At 52.9% G+C, this 12,112-nt stretch carries 10 protein-coding genes and 1 tRNA gene; 7 read left to right on the plus strand and 4 right to left on the minus strand.

Annotation, left to right across the window (positions count from 1 at the left end; translation table 11 throughout):
* Positions 1–68: 68 nt before the first annotated feature.
* Genes ychF through ACQK2Q_RS04900 form a run of 3 tightly spaced genes read right to left on the minus strand, consistent with a single transcriptional unit; the run spans position 69 to position 2,626 of the window.
* Positions 69–1,166: a redox-regulated ATPase YchF gene (gene ychF, locus ACQK2Q_RS04890; RefSeq protein ID WP_425408627.1), complete on the minus strand. Its 1,098-nt coding sequence runs from the start codon at positions 1,164–1,166 to the stop codon at positions 69–71.
* 12 nt (positions 1,167–1,178) lie between these two features.
* Entirely contained in the window at positions 1,179–1,907 is a 729-nt protein-coding gene (pth, locus tag ACQK2Q_RS04895) for an aminoacyl-tRNA hydrolase (protein ID WP_425408628.1), read from the minus strand.
* A gap of 50 nt (positions 1,908–1,957) precedes the next feature.
* A complete protein-coding gene (locus tag ACQK2Q_RS04900; RefSeq protein WP_425408629.1) occupies positions 1,958–2,626 on the minus strand; it encodes a 50S ribosomal protein L25/general stress protein Ctc in 669 nt (222 codons plus the stop codon).
* A gap of 259 nt (positions 2,627–2,885) precedes the next feature.
* Between ACQK2Q_RS04900 and ACQK2Q_RS04905 the strand changes: the two genes are divergently transcribed.
* The 6 genes from ACQK2Q_RS04905 (at position 2,886) to ACQK2Q_RS04930 (ending at position 10,107) form a co-directional block, all read left to right on the plus strand.
* Positions 2,886–4,262: a M16 family metallopeptidase gene (locus ACQK2Q_RS04905; protein WP_425408630.1), complete on the plus strand. Its 1,377-nt coding sequence runs from the start codon at positions 2,886–2,888 to the stop codon at positions 4,260–4,262.
* A gap of 16 nt (positions 4,263–4,278) precedes the next feature.
* Positions 4,279–5,682, plus strand: coding sequence for a M16 family metallopeptidase (locus tag ACQK2Q_RS04910; RefSeq protein ID WP_425408631.1), 1,404 nt, complete (start codon positions 4,279–4,281; stop codon positions 5,680–5,682).
* Between the two features lie 157 nt (positions 5,683–5,839).
* Complete coding sequence (locus ACQK2Q_RS04915; protein ID WP_425408632.1) at positions 5,840–8,434, plus strand: response regulator; 2,595 nt, start codon at positions 5,840–5,842, stop codon at positions 8,432–8,434.
* Between the two features lie 140 nt (positions 8,435–8,574).
* Complete coding sequence (locus tag ACQK2Q_RS04920; RefSeq protein ID WP_425408633.1) at positions 8,575–8,877, plus strand: YerC/YecD family TrpR-related protein; 303 nt, start codon at positions 8,575–8,577, stop codon at positions 8,875–8,877.
* Positions 8,874–9,761, plus strand: coding sequence for an ATP phosphoribosyltransferase (gene hisG, locus ACQK2Q_RS04925; RefSeq protein WP_425408634.1), 888 nt, complete (start codon positions 8,874–8,876; stop codon positions 9,759–9,761). The genes ACQK2Q_RS04920 and hisG overlap by 4 nt, the downstream gene beginning before the upstream one ends.
* 271 nt (positions 9,762–10,032) lie before the next feature.
* Positions 10,033–10,107, plus strand: a tRNA-Thr gene (locus tag ACQK2Q_RS04930).
* 22 nt (positions 10,108–10,129) lie between these two features.
* On the opposite strand, the gene ACQK2Q_RS04935 is transcribed toward ACQK2Q_RS04930, so the two are convergent.
* On the minus strand, positions 10,130–10,513 hold the full coding sequence (locus tag ACQK2Q_RS04935) for an acyl-CoA thioesterase (protein ID WP_425408635.1): 384 nt from the start codon (positions 10,511–10,513) through the stop codon (positions 10,130–10,132).
* Between the two features lie 338 nt (positions 10,514–10,851).
* On the opposite strand from ACQK2Q_RS04935, the gene murA reads away from it, so the two are divergent.
* Complete coding sequence (gene murA, locus ACQK2Q_RS04940) at positions 10,852–12,111, plus strand: UDP-N-acetylglucosamine 1-carboxyvinyltransferase (RefSeq protein ID WP_425408636.1); 1,260 nt, start codon at positions 10,852–10,854, stop codon at positions 12,109–12,111.
* The last annotated feature ends 1 nt before the right edge of the window (position 12,112 follow it).

Consider the following 12,112-nt stretch of genomic DNA (forward strand, 5'->3'; position numbering starts at 1 on the left):
TTAGCGAGTTAAGCTTAATTGCTGGTAAAAGCAATTCTGAACAAAGTGTTACGCGATCCGTATGTTGATCAAGTATTAAAACGGAAATGCATGACGTCGCCGTCATGAACAGTATAGTCTTTACCCTCCAAGCGCATTTTTCCTGCTTCCTTGGCGGCCTGTTCTCCGCCCAGGTCCACATAATCCTTGTAGGAAATAGTTTCCGCTCGGATGAAGCCTTTTTCGAAATCAGTATGAATCACGCCTGCCGCCTGCGGCGCGGTGGCGCCGCGGCGCACCGTCCAGGCGCGCGCTTCTTTTGGTCCGGCGGTAAAGTAAGTATGAAGATCAAGAAGGTCGTAACCGGTGCGGATAAGGCGGTTCAGGCCCGGTTCCTGCAGGCCAAGCGTCTCCAAATACTCGGCCTGTTCGTTGTCATCGAGTTGCGCCAGTTCTGATTCGATCTTGGCGGAAATAACAACGGCGGCGGCGTTTTCTTTTTTCGCGCAGCGCTCCACCACCCGGGCATATTCGTTGCCTTCCGCGGCGGCGTCTTCATCCACATTGGCGACGAACAGCACCGGCTTCGCCGTCAGAAGCTGCAATCCGGCCCAGGCTTTTTTCTCCTCTTCCTCAATGGAAGCATTTCTTGCCGGTCGGCCTTCGCGCAATTCCGCCAACGCCTTGTCAATTAATACGAGTGCGGCTTTGGCTTCCTTGTCCTGACCTTTGGCTTTCTTTTCGATATTGACCCGGCGCTTTTCCAGGCTTTCGAGGTCCGCCAGCATCAATTCGGTCTCAACCACTTCGAAATCAGCGATAGGATCGATTTTACCTGAAACATGCGTGATGTCGTCATCGTCGAAACACCGCAATACATAGGCGACGGCGTCGACTTCGCGGATATTGGCGAGAAACTGGTTGCCGAGACCTTCGCCTTTCGATGCGCCTTTTACGAGTCCGGCGATATCGACGAACTGCATGCGCGCTGGAATCACTTCTTTCGATTCAGCGATTTCCGCAAGTTTTTTTAAGCGTGGTTCCGGTACTGCGACATCGCCGACATTGGGCTCAATCGTGCAAAACGGGTAATTCGCCGCCTGCGCCGCCGCCGTCTTGGTAAGTGCATTGAATAAGGTCGACTTACCTACATTCGGCAAGCCGACAATACCGCATTTGAAGCCCATGAAACGTGCTTTCTACTTTTTGCCGTTCAGAAGGTTTTGAAAAGCTTCAGTGAACGGATTTCCTTTTGGTTTGTTCTGCTGACTCTGCGTAGCTTGTGCAATCGCATCACCGGCGTCTTTTGTTTTCTGATTTCTGTTTGCCGCCTTCTTCGCTGGCCGTTCAGGCGTCAAGCGGTGCGCAATATTGCTGGCGAATTGATTGGTTTCACCACTGGCCAACAGGGGCGCTGCGGCGGCGATTGCATCAAGCATCGGATCGAGCCAGTCCCGGTCAGACTTTGCAAAATCGCCAAGAACATGACTGGTCACGCGCGTCTTATCGCCGGGGTGGCCGATACCGATCCGCACACGCTTGAAATGATTGCCGATGTGAGCGTCGATGGAGCGAATGCCGTTATGGCCTGCCGCGCCGCCGCCAATTTTTACCTTCAGTTTTCCGGGCGCAAGGTCAAGCTCATCATAAAATACGACAACATCCTCGGGCGATAATTTATAAAACCGCATTGCCGCGCCCACGGCTTGACCGGATTCATTCATGTAGGTTTTAGGTTTCAATATGAGTGATTTGACCCGTCCGGACGGACCGTCAAGAAACCCCTCGCGCAGTTCACCCTGAAATTTTGACTTGGAGGCGTCAAATCCATGCGCGCCGGCAATGGCGTCTGCCGCCATAAATCCGACATTGTGACGGTGAGATGCGTATTTCTCACCAGGATTGCCGAGGCCCACTAACAGCAGCATGAAACGCTCCCGGGCGTTGACCGCCGGTCAGGGAGGCGGGAAACAAAGAGTTACTCTTCCTTGTCTTCCTCTTCCTTATCGGCTTCATCATCTTCGCTCTCATCGCCAGCTGCGGCGTCCTCATCTTCATCGTCGGAGGAGCGTAGCGCTGAAGGCGCGGCGATCGTGGCGATAGTGAAGTCGCGGTCCGTGATGACGTGCGTCACGCCGTCGGGCAGTGAAATGGCCGAACCATGAATCCCGTCGCCGATTTCGAGCCCCGTCACATCCACTTCGAACAGCTCCGGAATGGCAGTCGCCGGCGCGTAGACTTCTACCGCATGGCGGACAACGTTCAACACGCCGCCTTTTTTCAGTCCGGGAGACTGTTCTTCGTTGATAAAACGAACAGGCACAGCGACGTCGATGCGGGTTTTTTCATCAACGCGCATAAGGTCAACGTGAATCGGCAGCCCTTTCACAGGGTGAACCTGGACATCGCGTGCGATAACCGGCTGCTGGCCATCTTCGCCAGGCACGTCAATTTTCGCCAAATGGGAGCGCAGGCGTCCGTTTTTAAACGCCTTGATAACCTCGTTGCTTTTCAGCTGGATCGCCACAGGGGCGCCGTCGCCGCCATAGAGGACGCCGGGAACCCAGTCCTGACGGCGTGCGGCTCTGGCGCCGCCAGTCCCAGTATTAGGACGGGGCTCGCAGTAAAATACGTCTGTCTCGGCCATGATCGATCTGCGTCCTTCATGCAAAACCGCCGCAGCGGCGAGCCATGGGCTGGCCCGCGCTGGCGGCGCGGAATTCCTGATTAGGCGGCGGTCTATAGAGGAAAGGCTGGCCGACTGCAAGCGCTGAAAAGACCCTATTATTCAATATCTTGATGTTCAGTGATCCGGGCGTCGACGCGGCCGGGCGGCTGATCGAACATCGTTGGACATTCCCGCCGGTTCGAACAATTATGCTCCAGCTAAAAATGGAGGGGTGAAAATGCCCATGACTATCATACAAAACCTGCGGGCGGCGGTGATTGCACCGGCGGCCGGCGTCATTTTCGCCGGCGCATCGTTTGCCGCGGAATTCGAAACGCCAGTGGAATATCACAAGCTCGACAATGGATTGAAGGTCGTTCTTTCAGAGGACCACACTGTCCCGACCACGACTGTCGGCGTTTACTACGGCATCGGTTTCAGAATTGAGCCGCGCGACCGGACAGGTTTCGCCCACCTATTCGAACATATGATGTTTCAGGGGTCCGAAAATCTCGGCAAAGCGGAATTCATCAACCTTGTGAACTCAAATGGCGGAGTTCTGAATGGTTCGACCCGGTTTGATTTCACAAATTACTTTGAGGTTATCCCGTCGCATAAAACGGAGACCTTTATCTGGGCGGAAGCTGATCGCATGCGTGGATTGAAGATCACGCAAGACAATCTCACCAATCAGCAAGGCGTTGTGAAAAACGAAGTCAAGGTGAATGTCCTGAACCAGCCGTATGGCGGTTTCCCATGGCTGGATCTACCGCAGCTTGCCAACGAAAACTGGCACAATGCGCATAATTTTTATGGAGATCTTGAAGACCTTGATGCCGCAACACTGGAAGACGTGCAGAAGTTTTTCAATGATTTCTACGCTCCCAACAACGCGGTTCTGGTCGTCGCCGGCGATATTGATCCTGAACAGACGCTGTCATGGGTCGAAGAATATTTCGGAGATATTCCGGCGTCTGATAATTTGAGTTTTCCGGATATTTCAGAGCCCCGCCAGGAAGAAGAAAAGCGGCTGGAGAAAACTGACGCGCTTGCGCCCCGTCCCGCTATCGCATGGGCTTATCATGTGCCGGAACGCGGAACGCCTGAATGGTACGCCATGCTGGTCATCGACGCGATGTTGACGAATGGCGACGATAGCCGTTTGCATCAACGGATGGTTCAGGAAAAAGGCTTTGCATCGAATGTACCCGGCGGCGTCAACTGGCCGCTTGGAAACGCCTATAATTATAACGGCCCAATGATCTGGTCGGCATTTTTGATTCACGATGATCAGCATTCGCCTGAAACCATCACCGCGGAGCTGGATGCTATCGTGGACGATCTGCAGACCAATCTGGTCAGCGAAGAAGAAATGAACCGCGCTATGACCAAAATCCGCTCCGATCTGTATGATCGTATTGGCGACGGAAACCGCATCGGACTTGTTGATACGCTTGCTGTGTTTGCGTTGTTTGACGACAACCCTGAACGCATCAACGGACTGGAAGAAGAATTCGATGTTGTTACGCCGGAACTCATTCGCGAAACGGCGCAAGAATATCTGCGATCCACAAACCGTTCGGTGATTACATTAAAGCCGGGCGCAGAGCAGTAGGACAGGGAAAGCTGAAATGACACATTTAATGAAACTCGCCACCGCCCTGATCGCCAGCGCTTGCACATTTGCCGGCGCGTTTGCTCAGGAAGTAGAAGCGCCTCCTGAAGGGGGCGAACCGCGCGACTATACGCTGCCGAAACTCGAAACCTACACCTTACGCAATGGCATGAAAGTCACACTCGTTCCCTATGGGCGCGTGCCTAAAGCATTCGTCATGGCGACCGTCCAGGTCGGCAATATCAATGACGGCGATACGCCATGGATATCGGACCTCACCGCCGACATGATGGGCGAGGGGGCTGGCGGCAAGACGGCGTCCGAAATGGCGCTCGCCGCTGCGATGATGGGCGGAGATGTAAACATCGCCGTCGGTCTTGATCAAACGACTGTCAGTATGGACGTTTTGACTGAAAGTGTTTCTGACGCTGTGGAGTTGGTCGCAGACGTTCTGCAGCATCCAACGCTTCCCGAAAGCGAGTTTGAGCGGATTCAGCAAAACCGTCTCAGAAATATTTCCATTGCGGCAACGCAACCGGGATCGCTGGCGCAGGATGCATTCTTAAAAGCAATCTACCCGAATCATCCCTATAGCAATGCGGTCTTGCCGGAGGCGGAGGCCTTTGCAGCGTTAACGTTAGAGGACGCGAAAACCTTTCATGGCGAAAATTTCGGCGCTCAGCGTACGCACCTCTATGTTGTCGGCGAGTTCAATCGCCGAGAAGTAAAACGAGCTATTTCCGACAGCTTCCGCCGTTGGGAAAAAGGTCCTGAGGCGCTCGTGCTTGTGCCTGAACAGCCCGATGCGCCCAAGGTTTCTTTGATTGATCGTCCGGGGGCCGTACAATCGACCATCCGGCTGGGCAAGCGCGTCCCGCCCGTCGATCAGACCATTGATCTGGAAGCGGCGGATACGATCCTTGGCGGCTATTTTTCATCCCGGATTACTCGCAACATCCGGGAAGACAAAGGATTTACATATTCACCCAATTCCGCGATCAGCATCGAAAACGGCGCGGCTTACTGGCGTCAAAATGCTGACATTACGAGTGAGTCCACCGGTCCGGCGCTCGCGGAAATCGTCAAAGAAATCCGCGGCCTGCAGGATGCGCCGCCGCCAGCCGAAGAATTGCGCGGTATCAAAAATTACCTGAACGGCATATTTGTCATTCAGCTTGCTTCGCGAAACGGCGTCGCCAACCGTCTGGCTTTCGTTGATCTCCACGATCTCGGGGCCGAGTATTTGGAAAACTACGTTAGCACTGTCGAGGCTTTAACGCCTGAGACAATTCAGCAGGCGGCGGTTAGTCATCTGGCTGTTGATGAAATGAGTCTTGCAGTGGCCGGCGATCTCGCAAGCGTGCGTGCGCAACTGGAAGCGCTCCCAGACTTTTCCGAACGTCTACCAGAGACTGAATAGTTTCGATCAATCTCACCATTCAACAAGCGCGAGGGCCAAAAGCTCTCGCGTTTTTACTATCTGTTAAAATTTATAGCCAACGGCGCTGAAGGGCCTGTTAACCAAGCTGTCATAGGGTTGTTCGCACCATATCCCGATTTGGAGCGATTTAATCCGGATGAAAATATCGAAATCAATGAGCGGCGCCTCGTCGACACCGTCGGGTGCAAAGCTCCTGGCGACGGCGCTTGCGGCGGGCACATTCGCCGTATTGTCCGTTTTTCTCGCATTTGCAATCTATCATGACCTTTCCGAGCAGGGATTGCGAGAGCGAGAGCTTGAAAAATATCTTCAAACTGTTGGTGAGGCGACCGCATGGGGCGCTGATAACTGGCTTTCAAACCGCATATCCTTGGCGGAAAATCTTGCGAACGCCATAGGTGAGTCGTTTGATGGAACGAATGGCGTAAAGCTGGTCCAAAATCCGGTATACGAACAAAAATTTATCTGGACCTACTTTGGCGAAGTCAATGGTCAATATCATATCTGGCCCGAAGACGAGATGCCCGCCGACTACGACCCGCGCACACGTCCCTGGTATGCAGCGGCGCTTCTGGCGAGAAAAAGCACGCTCACCGAACCTTATTATGACATTTCTACAAATGTTGAGACCATCACTGTTGTTTCACCGGTGTATCGCCAGAGTGAATTGCTAGGCGTAGTTGGCGCTGACTTTTCCACGCAGTCGTTGGGCGATGTGTTGAAAGAAACCAATCTGGGCGGGCTGGGGCATGCGTATCTTGTGGCGGGTAATGGAAAAATTCTCGCGCACCCTAACCGCGACCTGGTATCAAAAGACCTCAGCCATGCTTATCCGGGTCACAGACCAGAAATTGAAAGCGGCGTACAATATCTGGACGATATGAAGGCGCCTGAGATCGTCACGTTTCATAAGATTTCTTCTCTGGACTCGGTTGACTGGTACCTGGCGCTGTCTGTCGACAAGAAAGCGGCTTTTCAAAGTATTTATGAATTCCGGACGACGGCGGCTATAGCGACTCTCGCTGCGGCGCTGGTCTTGGTGCTTGTGCTCGGATTGGTCTTACATCGCGTATTGGTGCGTCCATTAATGAACGCCAGAATAGAGGCCGATGCGGCGAATGTCGCAAAATCCGAATTCCTGGCTTCCATGAGTCATGAAATTCGCACGCCTATGAACGGCGTGCTTGGTATGGCGGAAGTGTTGTCCAACACCAACCTGGACAAACATCAGCACGAACTTGCGTCAATTATTGTTTCCTCCGGAAACGCCCTGTTGACCGTGATCAATGATATTCTGGATTTTTCAAAGCTTGACGCCGGCAAATTGCGCCTGTCGTCCCGGTCCTTTAACTTGCGCCAGACTGTATTTGAAGTTGCGACCATGATGCAGGCGCGCGCGCTTGAGCAGGATATTGAATTGATCGTTCGGTATGCGCCGGAGCTTCCCGAAGGCGTCATCGCCGACGATTCGCGATTGCGGCAGGTTCTTGGCAACCTGATTGGCAACGCCGTTAAATTTACTGAACATGGTTACGTCCTTATAGATGTACGAGGAGTGCGGAAGGGCGAAGAACTCGACCTTGAGTTTAGCGTCCAGGACACGGGGATTGGCATACCCGACGCCGAAATCCCACGGATGTTTGAAAAGTTTGAACAGGCTGACGGCTCGCATACAAGAAAATTTGGCGGAACGGGTCTCGGCTTGGCTATTTGTAAAAACCTGGTTGAGTTAATGGGCGGCGAAATCGGCGCAGAAAGTGAAGTTGGAAAAGGATCGCGTTTCTGGTTTTCGCTGTCTCTACCGGTCGACGAGACAATAAAATCCCTGCCAGTACTAAATCAATCGACATTTGAAGGCGTGAGATTGCTGGCGGTTGACGACAACCCAGTCAATCGAAGGGTTCTGGAAGAATTGATAGCCGGTTGGGGCTTTCGCTCTACTATTGTAGGCGATCCGGTTCGCGCGATGGCCGCGCTTGAAAAATCCGTGAGCGAGAATGATCCATATCACGCAGCGCTTCTTGATTTTCAAATGCCGGGCGAGGATGGGCTGTCTCTCGGTATAAGGATGAAGAACCATCCAAACTTTGCAAGTCTACCCGTCATTATTTTGTCGTCTATTGATGACACCGGCATTCGCGATGCGGCGCAGCATGCGAATATTACGGCATATCTTTCTAAACCAGTGCGGCCGTCGCAATTGATGGATACCCTGGCGCAAATTTTATCCGATGAGGCGACCAGCGTTCTAAAAGACATTTGCCCGTCGAACAAAAAGCTACCGAGCGAAAACCATGCTGATCTGAAAAAAACGAAAAGCATCGCGCGTGCAAAGCTGTTGGTTGCCGAAGACAATATGATCAATCAAATGGTTTTGACAAAATTTATTGATGAGACTTTTTACGAAGTCATCATTGCGGAAAATGGCGAGAAAGCGCTGGAGCTTTACAAGTCAGATCACCCGGCGCTTGTCTTTATGGATTTATCCATGCCGATCATGGATGGCTTTAAAGCGACTAGAAGCATTCGCGCTTATGAAACCAAACATGGCATGCGGCGAACGCCAATTATTGCTACAACTGCACATGTCCTTGAAGAAGACCGGCAGCGCTGTAAAAATGCAGGCATGGATGATTTTCTCTCAAAACCGATAAAGAAAGCAGCTCTCGATCACGCACTAAAACGCTGGATCGATAAGGTGGAAGCGGTTCTTGCAGAAAAATCCGCTTGAAATCACGTAAAATCTTGCTGGTTTTTCTCTGGCCTATCTGATTACGCAATTCAGGCTTGACCCCGGTGAGAAAGAATGTATTAGCGTGATAATACAATAATACATCGCATCCTCATTACCGGCCAGTCAGATTGCATCAGATGAATATCACCGAAGAAGAAAGAGCGCTCTTCAAAGCATTCGCTAGTTTGCGTGACGAATCTGAATCTGCAAAATTTTTGAAAGATCTAGCGACTCCCGCTGAAATCGAAGCTTTTGCGGAGAGATGGCGAATAGCGAGAATGCTCGACGAAGGCGAGTGTTCATATCGAGACATATCCGCCGCCACCGGGGCTTCGACGACGACCATCGGTCGTGTTGCGAGATTTTTACGAGAAGAGCCGTATCAAGGTTACCAGTTGATATTGAACAGGCTCAAAAAGACGCGGAGCACGCATAGATGAGTGAACAACGTTTGCGTATCGCCATTCAGAAATCGGGACGGTTATCGGAAGGCAGCCTTGAGCTGATGAAAAGCTGTGGCCTAAAAATATCCCGCGGGAAAGACAAGCTTTATGGAAGAGTGCAGGAATTGCCAATCGACGTGCTCTTGCTGCGCGACGACGATATTCCTTCCTTTGTGGCGGATAATGCGTGCGATATAGGCATTGTCGGAGAAAATGTTTTTGAAGAAGATCGTCTCAATGGGTCGCGAGAAAACGCAGCTGAGGCGGTGATGCCGTTAGGCTTTGCAAGATGCAAGTTAATGCTGGCTGCGCCCAAGGAATGGGTGTTTGACGGCGCTGAAATGCTGGAAGGCAAACGTATTGCAACCTCTTACCCGGGCTTAACGCTAAAATGGTTGAAGGCGCAGAACGTGTGCGCCAAACCTGTTATGATGAATGGCTCGGTGGAGGTGGCGCCCCGTCTTAAAATTGCAGACGCCGTTTGTGATATAGTTTCTACAGGCGCGACTTTGGACGCTAATGGATTGAAACCAGTTGCGACTGTGTTTGACTCGCAAGCAATTCTGATCAGGCGGAACGCGCCATTCTCTCCTGAAAAACAAACCGTATTTGAAGCTTTGCTAAAACGCATCAATGGCGTGATTACGTCGCGTGACGCTAAATATGTCATGATGAATGCGCCAAAAAGCGCCGTCCGTGCAATCACAGAATACCTGCCGGGCGCAGAGGCGCCAACGGTGCTGGAACTCGCCGGTTCATCTGAAAAAGTGGCCATACATGCAGTATGCCGTGAAAGCGTATTCTGGGACACGCTCGAAGATTTGAAAAAACTTGGCGCCAGCGCAATTCTGGTATTGCCAATTGAAAAAATGATGGCTTGACGTACGAGTTATCTCAATTCCGGCTTGGAACGCGCAATGGCAGCTCCGGCGGTAGAACCACTGCTAGCTTGTGGAGTTGGAAATATTATAAAACGTCGCCGAGTATGGCGGGTCAATTGTAAACAACGCCGGACGCCGGTCCGCGCCGGCTGTTTCCGTCAGAATCTCATCGCCGCCAAACTGTTTTTCGTCAAAAACCGGCTTCCCATCGACGCTGCGCCGCGTTATACCGCGCGCCTCCGGTTTCCGGGCCTTGCGGGTTTCATTTAGGGCTGCCGTAGCTCAGGGGTAGAGCACTCCCTTGGTAAGGGAGAGGCCGAGAGTTCAATTCTCTCCGGCAGCACCATTCAACCACTTTCTTAATCTGCCTAACCATCGACGCCAAAAAGCGTGAAAATATCGGCTCCAACACGCTTTGGTTTACGTGACTGGGCGTGGATCAGGCACCAGTCCGTCAATACTTTTGCTGAGAATCTAGAAGCATTTGGCTTTCGAATATCAACATGGCGCTCGAAACGCGGTCCGGACGCGCGGCCAAGCCAAGTCCGGATTTCCACTTTTTCGCCACTGAACACCTGGTCGCGGTAGTCAATTTCATGGCGAAGTGCGACCCAGACAAAGTCCAGGCGCATGTTTTCAGGCGCGACCGCGCGCCAGTGCGCTACAGCAATATCCTGCGCCCAATTCAAATACACTGCATTATTGACATGCCCGAGCTCGTCAATTTCACGAGCATTGGCGATGCGGGTCATGATTGCAGCCGTGTCATATGACTGCGCGCCCTGCAAGGCGCCGGAAAGCGCGATTTCACTGGTCATAGCGTTCGGGGTTTACGTTAATGACTCTGGCAAGAAAAGCCCGCAATACACCTAAATCGGGCCGGTTGACGAAGTGGCCGCAAGAGCCTTTAAGTCCCGCGATTATGTCGTCAGATACTGATAAATCACGCGAAGAACGAGGCGCCGCCCGAAAAAAACCGCTATCGAGCAGGAAAGGCGAGGACCGTGAAACGCGTCTCGCGGAAGCGCTGCGTGCGAATTTACGGCGCCGCAAACAAAGCGCCCCAAAAGAAGAAAAGAAAGACAAATAAATGGATAAACTGGCGATTATCGGCGGGAGGCCGCTTTTTGGAACAATCCCGATCAGCGGGGCTAAAAATTCGGCGTTGAAAGTGATGGCGGCGGCGCTGCTGACTGATCAACCGATAACGCTGATGAATGTGCCCCGGCTGGCGGATGTCGACATGCTGCTACGCCTGCTTGAACAGCATGGCGCCGAGACGCAATTTGACGGCTCAACACTGAAATTGCACGCCAAGACGATTGCCTCAACTGAGGCGCCGTATGACCTTGTTCGAAAAATGCGCGCCAGTTTCAATGTCTTGGGACCGCTTCTTGCGCGTGAAGGTAAAGCGAAGGTCTCGCTGCCCGGTGGCTGCGCTATCGGCGCGCGCCCTGTAGACCTGCATTTGAAAGCCCTCACATCGATGGGCGCAAACATCGATCTCGATGAAGGTTATGTGCTTGCTGAGGCGCCGGACGGTCTTCGCGGCGCGGAGATATCTTTTCCCTTCGTTTCCGTCGGCGCGACCGAACATACAATGCTGGCGGCGTGCCTCGCCAATGGGGAAACAACAATTGAGAACGCGGCGCGAGAGCCGGAAATCGCTGATCTCGCTGAGTGCCTCAATGCGATGGGCGCCAAAATCTCCGGCGCGGGGGGATCCACCATTACTGTCAAAGGCGTTGATCGCTTACATGGCTGTGAGCATCGCGTTCTGCCCGACCGGATTGAAACCGGCGCATACATGATGGCGGTGGGCGCGACGGGGGGAGAACTGACACTGACGGGCGCGAACAGTGATCTGCTAGGCGCAGCCTGGGCGGTGCTGGAAGAAATCGGTCTCGATATCGAAGCGCAAGATGACGCCATACGTGTCCGGCGCAATGGCGAACGCTGCAAAGCCGTTGATATTGTCACTCAGCCATTCCCCGGCTTTCCGACAGATCTGCAAGCGCAGTTCATGGCGCTGATGACGACCGCGAACGGCGTATCGACAATCAAGGAAACCATCTTTGAAAACCGTTTCATGCATGCGCCGGAGCTGTCGCGCATGGGTGCGAAAATTTCGGTAGACGGTCAAACAGCAACTGTGCGCGGTGTTGAGCGTCTGAAAGGCGCGCCGGTCATGGCGACGGATCTGCGCGCTTCAATGTCGCTCATCATTGCGGCGCTCGCCGCCGAAGGGCAAACCATGGTCAATCGCGTTTACCACCTTGACCGCGGCTTTGAACGGCTTGAGGAAAAGCTTCAGGCGTGCGGCGCGTTGATAGAACGCATCAAGGAATAGG

Origin of the sequence: Hyphococcus sp. (genome assembly GCF_965228385.1) — a bacterium.
In the GTDB taxonomy this organism is placed as follows: domain Bacteria; phylum Pseudomonadota; class Alphaproteobacteria; order Caulobacterales; family Parvularculaceae; genus Hyphococcus.

Coding starts and splice junctions, on each gene's coding strand:
- ychF (WP_425408627.1), bottom strand. CDS start 1,166: ATGGGCTTCAAATGCGGTATTGTCGGCTTGCCGAATGTAGGTAAGTCG.
- pth (WP_425408628.1), bottom strand. CDS start 1,907: ATGCTGCTGTTAGTGGGCCTCGGCAATCCTGGTGAGAAATACGCATCT.
- ACQK2Q_RS04900 (WP_425408629.1), bottom strand. CDS start 2,626: ATGGCCGAGACAGACGTATTTTACTGCGAGCCCCGTCCTAATACTGGG.
- ACQK2Q_RS04905 (WP_425408630.1), top strand. CDS start 2,886: ATGCCCATGACTATCATACAAAACCTGCGGGCGGCGGTGATTGCACCG.
- ACQK2Q_RS04910 (WP_425408631.1), top strand. CDS start 4,279: ATGACACATTTAATGAAACTCGCCACCGCCCTGATCGCCAGCGCTTGC.
- ACQK2Q_RS04915 (WP_425408632.1), top strand. CDS start 5,840: ATGAAAATATCGAAATCAATGAGCGGCGCCTCGTCGACACCGTCGGGT.
- ACQK2Q_RS04920 (WP_425408633.1), top strand. CDS start 8,575: ATGAATATCACCGAAGAAGAAAGAGCGCTCTTCAAAGCATTCGCTAGT.
- hisG (WP_425408634.1), top strand. CDS start 8,874: ATGAGTGAACAACGTTTGCGTATCGCCATTCAGAAATCGGGACGGTTA.
- ACQK2Q_RS04935 (WP_425408635.1), bottom strand. CDS start 10,513: ATGACCCGCATCGCCAATGCTCGTGAAATTGACGAGCTCGGGCATGTC.
- murA (WP_425408636.1), top strand. CDS start 10,852: ATGGATAAACTGGCGATTATCGGCGGGAGGCCGCTTTTTGGAACAATC.